The organism is Streptomyces sp. NBC_01445, assembly GCF_035918235.1.
Lineage (GTDB): Bacteria > Actinomycetota > Actinomycetes > Streptomycetales > Streptomycetaceae > Streptomyces.
The window spans coordinates 1,988,599-2,005,686 of record NZ_CP109485.1 but is presented as its reverse complement, the minus strand read 5'-3'; the positions used below and the strand labels follow the sequence as shown (position 1 = coordinate 2,005,686).

The window sequence follows — 17,088 nt, the reverse complement described above, 5'->3', positions numbered from 1 at the left end:
TGTGACGTCAACTCTCCATCTCCGCACGGAACTTGGCCACCGCTCCCAGCACATGGTGATCTGTGGCGACGACGGGCTCGCGCACCGGCTCGCCGTCGAACTGGACGCCGTGTGCGGCGAGGCCGTCACCGTCGTGCTGCCCTCACGACGCGACGCTCACGGCGCAGAGATCGCCGCGCTGCACCGCGACCCGCACTCGCCCATCGAGCTCCTGGTGGCGGCACACCCCGACGAAAAGATCCTGCGTGCAGCGGGCGTGCAGCGGGCCGCAGCCCTCGCGCTGACCTACGCCGACGACCAGATCAACATGACCGCGGCGCTGCTGGCCCGGGGCCTCAACCCGTCCATCCGCCTCGTCATCCGCATGTTCAACCGCGAGCGCGGACGCCACCTCGAGCGCCTCCTGGACCGTGCAGCCGCCGAGGTCATGGGCGGAGGCGACGACGATCCCCGGCCTGACATGTCGACCACGGTTCTGTCCGACGCCGACACGGCCGTGCCCGAGCTCGTGGCCGCCGCCGCGGTCGGCCACGGCCACACCCTCCAGGTCGAGGGCAAGGTCTTCCGCGGAGTCGTGCGGCCCGCCGGATCGCCACCCCGGTCGACCGATCTGGCCACACTCGCGGTGCTCTCCGGAGCCCACCAGGACGATCCGGCGAGCGACGACAGCCCCGAGACACCGGGCGAGGACGGCACCCAGCTGCTGCCCGACACCCGCACCGCCTACCACCGGCAGTTCACGCACGGCCGGCTGATGCTCGAGGAGGTCACCCACCACCACGCCTCCGAGCCGGCCGCCGGGGAGCGGGGCGGACCCGTCGGCGGCTGGCTGAGGGCGCGGCTCGCGCATCTGCCGTGGCGGGTCTTCCTCTCCCGCGAGGTCATCGCCGTCTTCGGTGTGCTGGCGGCGATCGTCGTCGCGCTCGCGGTCGCCACCGCGTTGTTCGGGCACGAGCACCCTTGGTGGAAGAACGTCTACCTCCCCCTGCTGGACATCTTCACCATGGGCGACCCTGCCACCGACGAGGCGGTGGCCCGCCGGGTGCTGCAACTGGTCGCGGGCTTCGTCGGGCTCGCCGTCCTGCCCCTCGTCGTGGCCGCGACCATGAACGCCACCGAGGCGTTCCGCAGCGCCTCCGTGGGCCTTGCGCCCTCCGACGACCTCACCGACCACATCGTCGTGGTCGGTCTCGGGAAGATCGGTACCCGTGTGCTGGCGCAGCTGCGCACCACGGACCACAGGGTTGTTGCCGTCGAGCGGAATCCGCACGCGCGCGGCGTCGCCCTCGCCCGTGAACTCGACGTTCCGCTGGTCCTTGAGGACGCCGGAACGCCGGGTGTACTCGACCGCGCGCGCATCCGGCACAGCAGGTCGCTGCTGGTTCTCACCCGGGACGACGGCGAGAATCTCGACATCGTGATGGCCGCACGTGAGACCACCCCGGGTGTGCGCGTGGTGATGAGGCTGTACGACGACGACTTCGCGGCCACGGTCCAGCGCACCCTGCGCGCCTCCTACCCTCAGGCCCCGACCCGCAGCCGCAGTGTCTCGGCGCTCGCCGCACCGTCCTTCGCCGCCGCGATGATGGGCCGCCATGTGCTGGGGGTGATGCCGGTCGAGCGGGGCTCGCTGTTGTTCACGGTGGTGGATGTGGCGGGGCATCCCGAGCTCGAGGGACGCTCGGTCCACGAGGCGTTCCGGGAGCACGAGTGGCGGGTCCTGGCCGTGGGATCTGCCGCGGACAGACCCGCTCAGTCGTCGATGGACACCCTCGCCGGGATCCGGTTCCGCCAGCCCGGGTTCGACTGGCGCCCCTCGCAGGGGAAGGTCCTGCGTGCGGGCGACCGCGTGGTGCTGGCGACGACGCGGCGTGGCCTGGACATCCTCATGACCGGGGTGCAGCCGCATCCGGCGGACAGGCGGGTGTGACGACCCATCGATTTCGCTGACGGTCGTGTGAGTGAGGCCGGTGCGACGCGACGTCGGCCGATGGGCGCGAAGGGCTCAGTCCAGGCCGGAGGCTTTGAACACGGTCAGGGCCGTCTCGCGGTCGATCCGTGCCGAGATCCGGAGCAGTGCGGTTGCCCCGCATGTCAGGTGTCCGCGGGCGGCAGACTCCTGGGCGTCCTTGGAGAAGCGGTGCCACAGCTCGGGGTTGTTCACGAGGATCTGGGGGTTGATCTCGAGCCGTCGGCCCGACGTGTCCCGCAGGCGGAGCCGCTGGGAGACGCCTCCCAGGCAACGCACCGACACCAACATGTCGGTGCGTACCCGCCGCTCGCGCAGGAGTCCGCGTGAGGCCAGCCAGCCTTGGCCCGCGGTGACCCGGGCGGGGTAGAGGATCATGAACAGCAGCGCCGCGAGGGCGACCCACAGTGTGATGCGCAGGGCCGTGAAGCTGCCGGCCCCCCAGTCGATCATCAGCATGAGGCCGAGGATTACTGCCGAGCACTGAATCGCACTGCGCAGATCCCCTGCCCAGCGGCTGTCGTGCGTCACTGCTGCGGGGGGCTTCGCGTGGCTGTGGACCGCGTCTTGTCGTGCGTCGTCGGGGCGTCCCATGGAGCCGACGGTAAAGCCCCGGGGAGCACGTTCCCCGCACCTTGACGGGGCTCTGATGGACGCGCTGCCCGACCTTGACGTCCCAGTCAGGGTGCGGCCGTGGGGAAGGGCTCACTCCCGTGGAGTCGTACGTGTCACGTGCTCATGAGGCTCACGTCAAGGTCGGGGGCTTCGGCGCGAAGATGCCGCAAGGAGAGGTCGGAGACGGCGGTGAGAGGACAGAACTTGGGTGCACCGGCATATCGCCTCCCCGTGTACGTGGGCCTTTCGTGACGTGTAGGAGCACGTGCCCCATGTCTGTCCTGACCGCCGAGCCCGGCGCCGCCCCTGACGGCGAGGAACCCCCGGATACTGGCGAGCGCCATCGGCTCACTGCCCGCACCGGCCTGGCCGCCCTGTCTCTCGACGCGATGACGTCAGTGGCGTACGGCCCGGGGGCGATCGTCTTGGTGCCGGCCGCCGCGGGGGGAGGGGGCACACGGCCTCGGCTTCACCCTGCCGGTCACGCTCGCCGTCGGCGGACTGCTCGCGGTGCTCGTCGCTTCGTACCGGCAGGTGATCGCCGCGTTCCTGACGCCCTTCACCCTCGATGGCCCGCCCCTCGTCGGCGCGGGCCATCGGCGTATTCAGGCGGATGGGGGGTGGTGGTTCCTGCCGATGGATGAGCCGGCGTAAGAGTTCCGTCAAAGGCGTACGCGCCTCCGTAAGGGAGGCGTCAACGGCGCTCGAATTCGGCCAGGGAGGCGGTTACCTCTAATCGTCCGTTCAATCCGAACCTCATCTAGGAGCTCGCGATGGCCGACCTGGCCTTCGTCGTCACCACGATCGCGGTGTTCGCGCTGGTGGCTCTCGTCGCCAAGGGGGTGACGAAGCTGTGACTGCCGAAAACATCGTCGGCCTGATCGTGGCCGTCGCCCTCCTCGGCTATCTGGTCCTCGCCCTCATCTACCCGGAGAGGTTCTGAGCACCGATATGAGCCCCGTACTCGCTGGTGTACTCCAGCTCCTCGCGCTGATAGTGGCGCTCGGCCTGGCCTACCGCCCCCTGGGTGACTACATGGCCAGGGTCTACTCCTCCGACAAGCACCTGCGCGTCGAGAAGTGGATCTACAAGGGCATCGGCGCCAATCCGAACACCGAGATGCGCTGGATGGCGTACCTCCGCGGTGTGCTGGCCTTCTCGGCCATGAGCGTGCTGTTCCTGTATCTGCTGCAGCGCTTCCAGGGCAGCCTGCCGGGCTCCCTCGGTTTCTCGGCGATCGACCCGGACCAGGCGTTCAACACGGCCGCGTCGTTCGTGTCGAACACCAACTGGCAGTCGTACTACGGCGAGCAGGCCATGGGCCACGTCGTGCAGACCGCGGGTCTGGCCGTGCAGAACTTCGTCTCCGCGTCCGTCGGTATCGCGGTGGCGGTCGCCCTCGTCCGGGGCTTCGCCCGCTCCCGCACCGGTGAGCTCGGCAACTTCTGGTCGGACCTGGTGCGCGGCACGGTCCGCATCCTGATCCCGATCTCGGTGGTCGGTGCGATCGTCCTCGTGGGGTGCGGCGCGATCCAGAACTTCTCCGGAATCCACGCGGTCGGCCAGTTCATGGGCGGCTCGCAGCAGTGGAACGGTGGCGCGGTCGCCTCGCAGGAGGCGATCAAGGAGCTGGGCACGAACGGCGGCGGTTACTTCAACGCCAACAGTGCCCACCCCTTCGAGAACCCCAACGGTTTCACGAACCTCTTCGAGATCTTCCTGATCCTGCTCATCCCGTTCGCTCTCACGCGCACCTTCGGCCGCATGGTCGGCTCCCTGAAGCAGGGCTACGCGATCCTCGCGACCATGGTCACGATCTGGATCGGGTTCACGGCCCTGATGATGTGGACCGAGTTCCACCACGGCGCCCCGGCGTTCGACATCGCGGGCGGCGCGATGGAGGGCAAGGAGAACCGCTTCGGGGTCGGCGGCTCGTCGATCTTCGCGGTGGCGACCACCCTTACCTCGACGGGTGCGGTGGACTCCTTCCACTCCTCGTTCACCGGGTTCGGTGGCGGCATCACGATGCTGGGTATGCAGCTGGGCGAGATCGCGCCTGGTGGTACCGGTTCCGGTCTCTACGGCATGCTGATCATGGCGATCATCGCGGTGTTCATCGCCGGTCTGATGGTCGGCCGTACGCCGGAGTATCTGGGCAAGAAGATCGGCACCCGCGAGATCAAGTTCGCGGCCTGCTACATCCTCATCACCCCGGCCCTGGTGCTGGTGTTCACGGCGATCTCGATGGCGCTGCCCACACCGCCGAACTCGATGCTCAACAGTGGCGCGCACGGATTCTCCGAGATCCTTTACGCGTTCACGTCCGGGGCGAACAACAACGGTTCGGCGTTCGCCGGCCTGAGCGCGGACACGCAGTGGTTCAACACCACGATCGGTCTCGCGATGCTCCTTGGCCGGTTCCTGCCGATGGTGTTCGTGCTTGCGCTCGCGGGCTCGCTCGCCGAGCAGAGGCCCGTCCCCGCCACGGCCGGCACCCTGCGCACCGAGAAGCCGCTGTTCACCGGCCTCCTCGTCGGCACGATCATCATCATCACCGGCCTGACCTACTTCCCGGCCCTCGCGCTGGGCCCGCTGGCCGAGGGGCTGGCGTCATGACCACTCGTATAGCCAAGACCCGTACAGAAAACGACGAGGACGCGATGTCCCAAGCCACTCCGACCCGGGCGCCGCACAGCGATGTGCCGACCGGTCACAAGGACGAAGGACGTGTCGGCGCAGGTCTGTTCGACCCGAAGCAGCTGCTGAAGTCGCTGCCGGACGCCTGCCGCAAGCTCGACCCGCGCATCATGGTCAAGTCGCCCGTGATGTTCGTGGTGCTGGTCGGCTCGGTCCTGACGACGGTGTTCTCCTTCAAGGATCCGAGCGACTGGTTCGGCTGGGCGATCAGTGCCTGGCTGTGGCTGACTGTGATCTTCGCGAACCTGGCGGAGGCGGTGGCCGAGGGCCGCGGCAAGGCGCAGGCGGACACCCTGCGCAAGGCCAAGACCGACACCGTCGCACGCCGCCTGTCCAAGGACGGCAAGACCGAGGACCAGGTGCCGGGCACGGCCCTGACCGTCGGCGACCTGGTGGTGTGTGAGGCGGGCGACATCATCCCCGGCGACGGTGACGTCGTCGAAGGCGTCGCGTCCGTGGACGAGTCGGCCATCACCGGTGAGTCCGCGCCCGTCATCCGCGAGTCCGGTGGCGACCGGTCCGCGGTCACCGGCGGCACGAAGGTCCTCTCCGACCGCATCGTCATCAAGATCACGACGAAACCCGGTGAGACGTTCATCGACCGCATGATCGCCCTGGTCGAGGGCGCCGCGCGTCAGAAGACGCCCAACGAGATCGCGCTCAACATCCTCCTCGCGTCGCTCACCATCGTGTTTCTCCTCGCGTGCGCCACACTGCCGCCGTTCGCGGACTACGCGGGCAAGCACCTCACGATGGTCGTCCTGGTGGCCCTGCTGGTGTGTCTGATTCCGACGACGATCGGCGCACTGCTGTCCGCGATCGGCATCGCGGGCATGGACCGCCTCGTTCAGCGCAATGTGCTGGCGATGTCCGGCCGGGCGGTCGAGGCCGCCGGCGACGTATCGACCCTGCTGCTCGACAAGACCGGCACCATCACGCTCGGCAACCGGCAGGCCTCCGAGTTCGTGCCGGTGACCGGCACCCGCGAGGCCGAGGTCGCGGACGCCGCGCAGCTGTCCTCGCTGGCCGACGAGACCCCCGAGGGGCGGTCGATCGTGGTCCTGGCGAAGGAGAAGTACGGGCTGCGTGAGCGGCAGCGCGGCGAGCTGGCCGGCGCCGAGTGGATCGCCTTCACCGCGCAGACCCGCATGTCCGGCGTCGACGTCGACGGGCGCAAGATCCGCAAGGGCGCTGCCGGTTCGGTCATCACCTGGGTCAAGGAACATGGCGGCCAGGTCTCCGACGATGCGGACACCCTGGCCAACCGAATCTCCGAGGCAGGCGGCACTCCGCTACTGGTCGCCGTAGAGGACGACAAGGGTGCCCGCGTCCTGGGTGTCATCCACCTCAAGGACGTCGTCAAGGAGGGCATGCGCGAGCGGTTCGACGAGCTGCGGCGTATGGGCATCAAGACCGTCATGATCACGGGCGACAACCCGCTGACGGCCAAGGCGATCGCCGAGGAGGCCGGCGTCGACGACTTCCTCGCGGAGGCCACTCCCGAGGACAAGATGGCCCTCATCAAGCGCGAGCAGGCGGGCGGCAAGCTGGTCGCGATGACCGGCGACGGCACCAACGACGCCCCCGCCCTCGCCCAGGCCGATGTCGGCGTGGCGATGAACACGGGAACGTCGGCCGCCAAAGAGGCCGGCAACATGGTCGACCTCGACTCCAACCCGACCAAGCTCATCGAGATCGTCGAGATCGGCAAGCAACTCCTCATCACCCGGGGCGCGTTGACGACGTTCTCCATCGCCAACGACGTCGCGAAGTACTTCGCGATCATCCCGGCGCTGTTCGCGGCGGTCTACCCGGGCCTCGACAAGCTCAACATCATGCACTTGTCCTCACCGGACTCGGCGATCCTGTCCGCGGTCATCTTCAACGCGCTCGTCATCATCGCGCTCGTACCGCTCGCCCTGCGCGGCGTGCAGTACCGGCCGGTGAGCGCCGACAAGCTGCTGCGACGCAACCTCGGGATCTACGGGCTCGGCGGCCTGATCGCGCCGTTCATCGGCATCAAGATCATCGACGTACTCATCTCCCTCATCCCCGGAATCGGCTGATCACGATGAACAACTCAGTGGCAAACACAGGTCGGTTGCTGTGGGCGGGACTGCGTGCGCTGCTCGTCCTGACAGTCGTCTGCGGTGTGATCTACCCGCTCGCCGTGACCGGCGTCGCGCAGGCCGTCTTCCACGACAAGGCAAACGGCTCGGAGATCAAGTCCGAGGGCAAGGTCGTCGGCTCGTCCCTCATCGGCCAGCGCTACGACCTGCCGCTCAAGAAGGGCCAGGAGACCGCGGAACCCGACCTCAAGTGGTTCCAGCCGCGCCCCTCCAACGGCCTGGGCGAAAACAGCGTCAACACCCAGTACAAGCTGATCCTCTCCGGTGCCACCAACCTGTCCGGCGACAACGGCGCGATCAACGGGAAGTGCACAGCGAAGTCGGAGGAAGGCACCCTCTGCGCCCAGGTGGTGGCCGCCAAGGCAGCCGTCATCAAGGACAACTCGGTCGGCGGCTACACGGTCAAGCTCTCCGACGTCCCCGCCGACGCGGTGACGTCCTCCGGCTCCGGCCTCGACCCGGACATCTCCCCGGCGTACGCCGACCTCCAGGTACACCGGATCGCGGAGCAGAACGGCCTGTCCGTCACCCAGGTGGACAAGCTCGTCAAGGACCACACCAGCAGCCGCATCCTCGGTTTCATGGGTGAGCCCCGCGTCAACGTCCTCGAACTCAACGTCGCACTCAAGGAACTCGTGGCGAAGAGCTGATGGCCTTATGCGCACCACGCGGGAGTTGGCGTACGGGGCGACACCCCCGATGCGTCAACTCCCGTAGCCATGAAGCAGGTTCCGCAGGCTCCGGCCTTCCGTACAAGAGGAAAGGCGCACACCGATGACCCGGGTGCTGGTGGTGGAGGACGATCCTCAGCTCGTCCGGGCCCTCGTGATCAACCTGGAGGCCCGCCGATACGGAGTGGACCCGGCACCCGACGGCGCCACCGCCCTACGTCTTGCCGCCGCGCGCCAGCCCGACGTGGTCGTACTCGACCTGGGCCTGCCCGACATGGACGGCACGGACGTCATCAAGGCGCTGCGCGGCTGGACCCGCGTACCGATCCTGGTGCTCTCCGCCCGTAGCGCTTCCGACGAGAAGGTCACCGCGCTGGACGCGGGCGCCGACGACTACATCACCAAACCGTTCAGCATGGACGAACTGCTGGCCCGCCTGCGGGCGGCCGTCCGCCGCACCGAGGCCGCTCCGCTCGCCCCCGACATCGTCCTGGTCACGACCGACGAGTTCTCCATCGACCTGCTCGCCAAGAAGGCCAGCAGAGGGGGACACGACATACGCCTCACGCCGACCGAATGGCACCTGCTGGAGATCCTGGTCACCAACCCCGGGCGACTCATCACGCAGAAGTACCTGCTCCAGGAGGTCTGGGGCGCGTCCCAGAGCAACAAGACCAACTATCTGCGCGTCTATATGGCCCAACTGCGGCGGAAACTGGAGACGGACCCCGCCCACCCGCGCTACCTCATCACCGAGCCCGGCATGGGATACCGCTTCGAGAGCTGAACCGCGCTTTCGTCACCCGGCCCCAGCACTCCCACAGCCTCCGCCCGTAGAGACGAAGAGACGAGAAGATGGCACGCGGCAAGCTTCGGATATACCTCGGTGCGGCACCGGGTGTCGGCAAGACGTACGCGATGCTGTCCGAGGCGCACCGTCGCGTCGAGCGGGGGACCGACTGCGTGGTCGGATTCGTGGAGCACCACGACCGGCCGCGCACCGAGGTGATGCTGCACGGCCTGGAGCAGGTCGTGCGCAAGGAACTGCAGTACCGCGGCAGCGTCTTCACAGAGATGGACGTCGACGCGGTGCTCGCCCGGCGTCCCCAGGTGGCCCTGGTCGATGAACTCGCGCACACGAACATCCCGGGCTCGCGCAACGCCAAGCGCTGGCAGGACGTCGAGGAACTCCTTGCGGCCGGCATCGACGTCGTCTCGACCGTCAACATCCAGCATCTGGAGTCGCTCGGCGACGTCGTCGAGTCGATCACCGGCATCCGGCAGCGTGAGACCGTCCCTGACGAGGTCGTACGACGGGCCGACCAGATCGAACTGGTCGACATGTCGCCGCCCGCCCTGCGCCGCCGGATGGCACACGGCAACATCTACAAGCCCGACAAGGTCGACGCGGCACTGTCGAACTACTTCCGGCCCGGCAATCTGACCGCGCTGCGCGAACTGGCCCTGCTGTGGGTGGCGGACCGGGTCGACGCCTATCTGACCGAGTACCGCAGCGAGCACCGGGTCTCGAAGATCTGGGGCTCGCGCGAGCGGATCGTCGTGGGACTGACGGGTGGCCCTGAGGGCCGCACGCTGATCCGCCGGGCCGCGCGGCTCGCGGAGAAGGGTGCGGGCGGTGAGGTAATGGCCGTCTACATCGCCCGCAGTGACGGGCTGACCTCCGCGTCACCGAAGGAGCTGGTGGTCCAGCGGACCCTCGTGGAGGACCTGGGCGGCACTTTCCACCACGTCATCGGCGACGACATCCCCACCGCACTCCTGGACTTCGCGCGCGGCGTCAACGCCACCCAGATCGCCCTCGGAGTGTCCCGCCGCAAGGGCTGGCAGTACGTCTTCGGTCCGGGTGTCGGTGCCACCGTCGCCCGGGACTCGGGCCCCGACCTGGACGTCCACCTGATCACGCACGACGAGGCGGGAAAGGGGCGCGGACTGCCTGTCGCCCGGACTGCGCGCCTCGGCCGGTCCCGGGTCATCCTGGGCTGGCTGGCCGGTGTGGCCGGCCCGGCCCTCCTCACGCTGCTGCTCACCGGCGTCGCCCCCGAAGTCGGCCTGGCCAACGACATGCTGCTGTTCCTCGCGCTGACCGTGGCCGCGGCCCTGCTGGGCGGGCTCTACCCGGCGCTCGCGTCAGCGCTCGTGGGTTCCCTGCTGCTGAACTGGTTCTTCACTCCGCCCGTCCACACCCTCACGATCGCCGACCCCAAGAACGTCGTCGCCATCGCGATCTTCGTCGGCGTCGCCGTGTCGGTGGCCTCCGTGGTGGACCTCGCAGCCCGGCGCACTCATCAGGCGGCCCGGCTGCGCGCCGAGTCGGAGATCCTCTCCTTCCTGGCGGGCAGTGTGCTGCGCGGAGAGACCAGCCTGGAGGCCCTGCTCGAACGGGTCCGCGAGACCTTCGGGATGGAGTCGGTGGCGCTGCTGGAGCGGGCCGGCGACGTGGAGCCGTGGACCTGCGCGGGCAGCGTGGGTACCGGAGCGGTGGTCGGACGTCCGGAGGACGCGGATGCCGACATGCCGGTCGGTGACCGTATGGCGCTGGCGCTGTCCGGGCGCGTGCTGCCGGCGGAGGACAGGCGGGTCCTGGCCGCTTTCGCCGCTCAGGCCGCGGTGGTCCTGGACCGTCAGCGACTGAAGTCCGAGGCCGACCGGTCCCGCGCGCTCGCCGAGGGCAACCGCATCCGCACCGCGCTGCTGGCCGCCGTCAGCCACGACCTTCGTACGCCACTGGCCGGAATCAAGGCAGCGGTCTCCTCACTGAGGTCCGACGATGTGGCATGGTCCGAAGAGGACCATGCGGAACTCCTCGAGGGCATCGAGGACGGTGCCGACCGCCTCGACAATCTGGTGGGCAACTTGCTGGACATGTCCCGGCTGCAGACGGGCACGGTCACTCCGCTGATCCGCGAGATCGACCTCGACGAGGTGGTGCCGATGGCGCTCGGCGGGGTTCCTGAGGGCAGCGTGGAGCTGGAGATCCCGGAGACCCTGCCGATGGTCACCGTCGACCCGGGCCTTCTCGAGCGGTCGGTCGCCAACCTCGTGGAGAACGCGGTGAAGTACAGCCCCTCCGGCGAGCGGGTCCTGGTGTCCGCGAGCGCCATCGCCGACCGGGTGGAGGTACGGGTGGTGGACCGCGGCCCTGGCGTCCCCGACGAGGCCAAGGACCGGATCTTCGAGCCCTTCCAGCGCTACGGCGACGCCCCCGGCGGGGCGGGCGTCGGCCTCGGCCTCGCGGTCGCCCGCGGCTTCGCCGAGGCGATGGGCGGCACACTGAGCGCGGAGGACACCCCAGGCGGTGGCCTCACCATGGTCCTCACCCTGCCGACCGCGTCCGGCCTCGAGCCGGCCCGCCCTGACCTACCCGCGACCGCCACCTCCTAGCCGAGCCCTTTCCCTGGACGCGCTGAGTTCGGTCGCGTACGCACCCGAGGCCATCGTGCTCGTCCTGATCGCCGCCAGTACCGGCGCGCTGACCGCCGCGCTGCCGGTGACGCTGGTCATCGCCGCACTGCTGGCCGTGCCCGTCGTCTCGTACGGGCAGGCGATCGCCGTCCACCCGGACGGCGGTGGCGAGGCCCGTGAGGACCTCGAACGCTTCCTGCCAGCGGGCAGGATCGACGCTGTGGCCTGCGGCCTCCGTCTGATCCTCTGTCTTCACACACCGATGATCACCGGGGCCGCGCCCATTCCGCGGATCGGCCTCCAACAGCAGGACCACGAACCGCTGTTGGAGCACTCGCAGGTCAGTGGTAAGGCGAAGGGCCACTGTCAGCGGCGGGTGATAGGAAGCTGGGATGACCCAGACACCTGCCTTCGAAGACCTGTTGGCCCTGGTCCAGGACCGCTCCGCCGCCCTGCGCAGCAGCGTCGCGGCCTCCCCCGATCTGGATGTCCGCGTCCCCAGCTGCCCCGACTGGTCGCTCCGCGACCTCGTTGAGCACCTTGCCGAGGTGCACCGGTTCTGGGCGGCGGCGGTCGTGGCCGGTCCCAGCGAGAAGCCCCCGACCGTGCCGACCGATGACACGCTCTCAGCTGACCTACTGGCCCGTTCGGCCGCAGCCACCCAAGAACTGATCACCGCCCTGCGAGCCGCAGGTCCAGCGGTGGACTGCTGGACATGGTGGAGCGACTCCGACGTCCCGACGACGAGTGGTGCCGTGGCGCGCCATCAGGTCCAGGAGGCCGCTGTCCACGCCTTCGACGCCCAGCTGGCCACCGGAACTCCCCAGCCCGTCCCGACGGCTGTCGCACTCGACGGCATCGCCGAGTTCATCGGCGTCAGTCATGGCACCGCCGGCCCCTGGCCGCATGATCCGGCCCGGATCGGCCTGCACACCGCCGAGGGCGAGTCATGGCTGGTCGACCTGTCGACGTCGGGCTCACACCTCATCGACGGCCCACATGAAACGGACGCCGACCTCCACGGATCCGCGAGCAACCTGTTGCTCGCCCTGCACGGCCGCCACCCCTTGGACAACCTGCGAAGCGAGGGTGACCGCGCCACCCTGGAGAATCTCCTGAACTGGCCAGACCTGGGCTGACGTCCCAGCCCGAGAAACCCCATGCAGGGCGGGGCGCCTACGCTCTGGCCTGCGGACCCCGCCAGCAAGATCGCGATCTACAGCTGGAGTACTAAGACGGTGTCCTACGTGGTGAGGCTGGGTAGTGCACCTCAACATGGGTCAGGGGGACGTGGAGTTGGATTGTTCCGGATGGGCTGTGGGAGATCGCCAGTCGGTTGATTCCGGCGGATCGGGTGCGGCCGCAGGGTGGCGGGAAGCAGAACACGCCTGATGAGACGCTGTTCGCCGCGATCATCTACGTACTGGTCAGCGGTTGGGCCTGGCGGGCGCTGCTGCCCTGTTTTGGGGTGTCGAAGTCGACGGTGCACCGGCGGTTCATGATCTGGTCGAGAGCCGGTGTGTGGGGTCGGCTGCACGAGGCGGTTGTGCACCGTCTGGACGATGCCGGCCTCGTCGATGTCTCCTTCGTGCTGGACTCCGCGCACGTGCGGGAGCGTCGCCGTGACGTGCCGTAGGCCATGACGGCTGCGGAGCGGCCGGGAGGCGTTCAGGCGGAGCCGGGCTTGCGGCGGTGTGTGCGGGGCGGTCGGGGTGGGTGTCGCTCGTTCGGGTGAGGTGGGGCGAACGTGTGGTGGGTTTTCGTTCAGGTGTATAGGTTCGCTGATTGTGAAGCTGGTGGTGCGGGTGAAGCTGCTGCCGACGCCCGTACAGGCGGCGGCACTTGAGGCGACCCTGCACGCCTGCAATCAAGCGGCGACCTGGGCGGCCGGGGTTGCTTTCGAGGAAAACGCGCGACGTCCGCTGGAGTTGCGCAAGCACACCTATGCCGAGATCCGGGTCAGGTGGGGGCTTGGCGCGCAGGCCGCCCAGCACGCCATCAAGAAGACGTGTGACGCCTACACCACCCTGAAGGCGAACCTCCGGGCGGGACGTTACGGGCGGCCCGGTTCCAGGCGGCACACTCGCGCCTCGGGCAAGCCGGTGGTCTTCCGGCCCCAGGCGGCGCAGCCATACGACGACCGGATGCTGTCCTGGCAGCACGAGCAGCAAACGGTGTCGATCTGGTCCACGGCCGGTCGGCTGAAGAGCGTGGCGTTCACCGGGCAGGCTGAGCAGCTGGAGGTTTTGGCCGCGCACCGCAAGGGTGAGTCCGACCTGGTGTGCCAGGGCGGGAAATGGTTCTTGATCGCCACCTGCGAGATCCCCGAGGGGGCTCTGAACACTCAGCCGGTCGGGTTCCTCGGGGTGGACCTGGGGATCGTGAACATCGCGGTCACTTCCGATGGCGAGCGCCACTGCGGTCGCCGTGTCAATCGCAAGCGGGAGCAGGATCGCAAGCTGCGGTCCAAGCTGCAGAAGAAGCAGACCAAGTCCGCCAAGCGGCGGGCGAAGAGGCATGCTGGCAAGGAAGCCCGGCGCGCCATGGACATCAACCACAAGATTTCGAAGCGGATCGTGGCGGAGGCTGAACGCACCGCTCGCGGGATCGCCCTGGAAGACCTGAAGGGCATCCGCGAGCGGGCACGGCTGAGAAAGCCCCAACGCGTCAAGATCCACTCCTGGCCCTTCGCGCAACTCGGCTCGTTCATCGCCTACAAAGCGAAGCGGGCCGGGGTGCCGGTCGTGTATGTCGATCCGGCGTACACCAGCCAGGAATGCTCGAAGTGTCATCACATCGAACGCGGAAACCGGCCTGCCCAGGCTGTTTTCTCGTGCCGGGTCTGCGGATTCGTTGATCACGCAGACCGCAATGCGTCCCGCAACATCGCCCGCCGCGGGTGGTACGTGTGGGTCTGCGGGGCTCAGTCAACGGCCCCTGAACTCACCCTCATCGCGTGAGTCCTGGACGCAGCCGAACCCATCACAGCCAGTGATGACTCGAGCAGCAATCCCAGTCGTTCCACGACCGGGCAGTTGACTCGTAGCCTGCGCCGACGCCGGAGATGTCGTCGCTCCTCCCACTCGGGCGCGAGAGTCGCGTTCGGTGGGTTCGTGGTGAGCCGGAACAGGCAGGTCGCCCGGCAGGCGGGTTTGGCCGGTGTCAGTCGCCTTGAGCGATGAAGCCGGATAGTGCGGCGGTGACGGCGTCGGGTTGTTCGTCCGGGATGAAGTGTCCTGCGTCCGGCACGACGACCCCGGTGGTGTTGCCGGCCCATGGCCTGATGGAAGCTGCCATGTCGGGGATGGAGCCGTGGCTGCTGGAAATCCCGAGCACCGGCACCGTCAGGTGCTGTTGTTCGAGGGCCTCGTGGTTCTTTCGCGCCGATTCAGCGGCGTCTCGGTAGTAGGCCAGGGAAGCGTGGAGTCCGCCGTCAGCGGTGATGGCCGCGGCGTACTGCTCGATCTCGGCGTCGTCGAAGGTGTCGGGGGAGAGGGTTTTGACCTTCAGGAACCAGCCGACGTATTCGCGTTCGCGGCCTGTGAGCAGTGTCTCGGGCAGGTCGGGCACGAGATGGAATGCGAAGTGCCAGGTTTTCCACGCCATCTCGGGGTCGGTCGGGATGGTGTCGGGGAGTGTGATGCCCGGGATTCCGGCGTCGAGTAGTGCGACGCCACGCAGCTGGCTCTGGTACTTCAAGGCGAGGGAGAAGGCGACCCACGCGCCGATGTCGTGGGCGGCCAGCCAGTATGTCGAAACTCCGAGCGCGTTCACCGCGGCGTGGACGTATGCGGCGATCGTGTGTGTGTCGTAACTGCCGTCCGGGCGTTCGGAGTGGCCCTGGCCTGGCAGGTCGATCGCGATGACGTGGAATCGGTCGGCCAGGCCGGGCATCACCTTTCGCCATGCCCGCCAGGTCTGCGGGAATCCGGCGAGGAGCACGACGGCTGGGCCGTTCGGCTGACCGCCTTCAACTGCGTGAAGTCGGACGCCGCCCGCGTCGACCCAGCGGTGGGTGAAGCCGGTCAGGTCGTGCAGTGGCAGGTCACGGACTGGGTTGTCGGGGACGCTGGCGGTGGTTTCGGGGTCAGTCATGGTTCTCCTCCATCGGCGTGGGGCGTGGGGCGTGGGGTGTGGGGTGTGCTGGTTTGGTGTGTCGGCCGACGGCGAGGCCCGCGAGCGCGGTTGGCGAGCATGGTGCTCGAGATCCGTGTCCCGACGGCCTGACGCGCGCAGGCCCGCACCGCCCACCGCGGCCCCGTAGATGCCCTACGTCGGCAGCACCGGCGAGAGGCGTGCTCCACCCTTGGTGCCGGGTCCCACACGTGCACAAATCGCAGACCTACTCGGGTCCGCAGTGGACGCCGCGGTCGCCGTGCCGGTGAAGACACCGGTACCCAGGCCGCACAGGAACCGTGCCGCCAGCAGGGTTGCGACATCGTGGGCCAGGAGGAACAGCGCTGTGCTCGTGGCCGCGGTGAGCACAGCGGCATCCAGGATGGGGCGGTGGCCCGCACGCTCGGACGGTGACGCGAACGACTTCAGTGCGAGCGCCGTCCCCAAGGCGTAGACGGCGAAGACCAGTGTCGTGGTGAAGGGCCCGAAGCCCATCTGCGACGCCCAGAGCGCATACAGCGGAATCGGCGGCGTCCCACCCAGCATGACCAGGGCGTACACCGCGGCTACGAGCCAGAACCCGGCGCGCGCCCGGCGCCCGTCGGCGGACGGAACAGCCTGTGCGCGGACGCCTGGCGCGATGTCGTCGATCACCGTGTGGCCTTTCGGGTGCGAGAACCAAGACCTTCACGCTAACCATCTTGGATCGATCGGTCAAAGATAGCTCGACCGATCGATCCAAGATGCGAGTAGGCTCCGAGCAGAGACGTGACAGAGACGTGAAGGAGGAGGCGGACGCCGTGTCAGGCCGAAAGCAGTTCGATATCAGCGCGGCTCTGGACCAGGCCATGCAGGTGTTCTGGCAGCGCGGGTACGCCGACGCCTCACTCGATGCCCTCGGTTCGGCCACCGGCCTCGGCCGCGGCTCCCTCTACGGCGCCTTCGGCAACAAGGACGCCCTGTTCGGCAAGTGCCTCGACCGCTACGCGTCGATCTACGGCGCGCAGTATGAGCAGGCGCTCGCCGCGCACCCCGGTGATCCGGTGCGCGCGGTCGAGGCATTCTTCGACGTCATCCTGGGCCGTATCGCCGACCCGTCGGTCCCCGTGGGATGCCTCATCGCCCAGTCCGCCACGCAGTCACTGACGCTGAAGGAGGAGAACAGCGCGCAGGTGCGTGGCCTGCTCGACCTGCAGCGCCAACGGATACGCGGGGCACTGGCGGAGTCCTCGGCCGACAGCCAAACGCTCGACGAGCTCGCCACATTTGTCGTCGCTGTCAACCAATCGCTGGCCGTACTGAGCCGCGTCGGCGCCTCCGACGCCGAGCTGCGCTCCGTGACCCGGCTCGCATGCACCACGGTGGCGGACACCCTCGCCCGGGCAGTTTCCGAGGGCGTCACCCAAAGCTGAGGGCACCCACTCCGCCAGAACTCGGCTTTCTGCAACCCGGCATGCCGACAGGCTCT

The 17,088-nt window shown here is 68.3% G+C and carries 13 protein-coding genes and 3 pseudogenes; 13 read left to right on the top strand and 3 right to left on the bottom strand.

Annotation, left to right across the window (positions count from 1 at the left end):
- Window position 1: 1 nt before the first annotated feature.
- Entirely contained in the window at window positions 2–1,930 is a 1,929-nt protein-coding gene (locus OG574_RS09480) for an NAD-binding protein (RefSeq protein WP_326778417.1), read from the top strand.
- Window positions 1,931–2,005: 75 nt separating this feature from the next.
- Here the strand turns inward: OG574_RS09480 and OG574_RS09475 are convergent, their stop codons facing one another.
- A complete protein-coding gene (locus OG574_RS09475; RefSeq protein ID WP_326772772.1) occupies window positions 2,006–2,563 on the bottom strand; it encodes a hypothetical protein in 558 nt (185 codons plus the stop codon).
- 293 nt (window positions 2,564–2,856) lie between these two features.
- Between OG574_RS09475 and OG574_RS09470 the strand changes: the two are divergent.
- The 11 genes and pseudogenes from OG574_RS09470 to OG574_RS09420 all read left to right on the top strand — a co-directional run.
- Window positions 2,857–3,133 (top strand): annotated as a pseudogene (locus OG574_RS09470) (amino acid permease); the annotation flags it as partial.
- A 304-nt stretch (window positions 3,134–3,437) separates the two neighbouring features.
- Window positions 3,438–3,527 (top strand): K(+)-transporting ATPase subunit F, encoded by a 90-nt coding sequence (gene kdpF / locus OG574_RS09465; RefSeq protein ID WP_018536030.1) that lies wholly within the window; start codon window positions 3,438–3,440, stop codon window positions 3,525–3,527.
- An 8-nt stretch (window positions 3,528–3,535) separates the two neighbouring features.
- On the top strand, window positions 3,536–5,200 hold the full coding sequence (kdpA, locus tag OG574_RS09460) for a potassium-transporting ATPase subunit KdpA (protein WP_326772771.1): 1,665 nt from the start codon (window positions 3,536–3,538) through the stop codon (window positions 5,198–5,200).
- Window positions 5,197–7,347, top strand: a complete 2,151-nt coding sequence (kdpB, locus tag OG574_RS09455) for a potassium-transporting ATPase subunit KdpB (RefSeq protein ID WP_326772770.1) — start codon at window positions 5,197–5,199, stop codon at window positions 7,345–7,347. The genes kdpA and kdpB overlap by 4 nt, the downstream gene beginning before the upstream one ends.
- Window positions 7,348–7,352: 5 nt before the next feature.
- On the top strand, window positions 7,353–8,060 hold the full coding sequence (locus OG574_RS09450) for a potassium-transporting ATPase subunit C (protein ID WP_326772769.1): 708 nt from the start codon (window positions 7,353–7,355) through the stop codon (window positions 8,058–8,060).
- Window positions 8,061–8,184: 124 nt separating this feature from the next.
- The gene (locus OG574_RS09445; RefSeq protein WP_326772768.1) at window positions 8,185–8,868 is read left to right on the top strand and encodes a response regulator; all 684 of its coding nucleotides are present in this window, start codon (window positions 8,185–8,187) and stop codon (window positions 8,866–8,868) included.
- A gap of 68 nt (window positions 8,869–8,936) precedes the next feature.
- Window positions 8,937–11,483 carry a sensor histidine kinase gene (locus tag OG574_RS09440; protein ID WP_326772767.1) on the top strand — a complete coding sequence of 849 codons (2,547 nt, stop codon included), beginning with the start codon at window positions 8,937–8,939 and terminating at the stop codon, window positions 11,481–11,483.
- Window positions 11,455–11,673, top strand: a pseudogene (locus OG574_RS09435) (hypothetical protein); the annotation flags it as partial. The gene OG574_RS09440 and the pseudogene OG574_RS09435, both read left to right, overlap by 29 nt.
- Before the next feature lie 223 nt (window positions 11,674–11,896).
- A complete protein-coding gene (locus tag OG574_RS09430; protein WP_326772766.1) occupies window positions 11,897–12,643 on the top strand; it encodes a maleylpyruvate isomerase family mycothiol-dependent enzyme in 747 nt (248 codons plus the stop codon).
- Between the two features lie 161 nt (window positions 12,644–12,804).
- Window positions 12,805–13,125, top strand: a pseudogene (locus OG574_RS09425) (transposase); the annotation flags it as partial.
- Between the two features lie 166 nt (window positions 13,126–13,291).
- A complete protein-coding gene (locus tag OG574_RS09420) occupies window positions 13,292–14,464 on the top strand; it encodes an RNA-guided endonuclease InsQ/TnpB family protein (RefSeq protein ID WP_326778416.1) in 1,173 nt (390 codons plus the stop codon).
- A 202-nt stretch (window positions 14,465–14,666) separates the two neighbouring features.
- On the opposite strand, the gene OG574_RS09415 is transcribed toward OG574_RS09420, so the two are convergent.
- Together OG574_RS09415 and OG574_RS09410 are read right to left on the bottom strand one after the other, a co-directional pair.
- Window positions 14,667–15,599: an alpha/beta fold hydrolase gene (locus OG574_RS09415; protein WP_326772765.1), complete on the bottom strand. Its 933-nt coding sequence runs from the start codon at window positions 15,597–15,599 to the stop codon at window positions 14,667–14,669.
- A 174-nt stretch (window positions 15,600–15,773) separates the two neighbouring features.
- On the bottom strand, window positions 15,774–16,274 hold the full coding sequence (locus OG574_RS09410; RefSeq protein WP_326772764.1) for an MFS transporter: 501 nt from the start codon (window positions 16,272–16,274) through the stop codon (window positions 15,774–15,776).
- 146 nt (window positions 16,275–16,420) lie between these two features.
- Here OG574_RS09410 and OG574_RS09405 point away from each other — a divergent pair, with 146 nt between their 5' ends.
- Window positions 16,421–17,032, top strand: coding sequence for a TetR/AcrR family transcriptional regulator (locus tag OG574_RS09405; protein ID WP_326772763.1), 612 nt, complete (start codon window positions 16,421–16,423; stop codon window positions 17,030–17,032).
- The last annotated feature ends 56 nt before the right edge of the window (window positions 17,033–17,088 follow it).

Bases quoted from the DNA above. Each gene is read 5' to 3' on its own strand.
- OG574_RS09475 (WP_326772772.1), bottom strand. From the start codon at position 2,563: ATGGGACGCCCCGACGACGCACGACAAGACGCGGTCCACAGCCACGCG.
- kdpA (WP_326772771.1), top strand. From the start codon at position 3,536: ATGAGCCCCGTACTCGCTGGTGTACTCCAGCTCCTCGCGCTGATAGTG.
- kdpB (WP_326772770.1), top strand. From the start codon at position 5,197: ATGACCACTCGTATAGCCAAGACCCGTACAGAAAACGACGAGGACGCG.
- OG574_RS09450 (WP_326772769.1), top strand. From the start codon at position 7,353: ATGAACAACTCAGTGGCAAACACAGGTCGGTTGCTGTGGGCGGGACTG.
- OG574_RS09445 (WP_326772768.1), top strand. From the start codon at position 8,185: ATGACCCGGGTGCTGGTGGTGGAGGACGATCCTCAGCTCGTCCGGGCC.
- OG574_RS09440 (WP_326772767.1), top strand. From the start codon at position 8,937: ATGGCACGCGGCAAGCTTCGGATATACCTCGGTGCGGCACCGGGTGTC.
- OG574_RS09430 (WP_326772766.1), top strand. From the start codon at position 11,897: ATGACCCAGACACCTGCCTTCGAAGACCTGTTGGCCCTGGTCCAGGAC.
- OG574_RS09415 (WP_326772765.1), bottom strand. From the start codon at position 15,599: ATGACTGACCCCGAAACCACCGCCAGCGTCCCCGACAACCCAGTCCGT.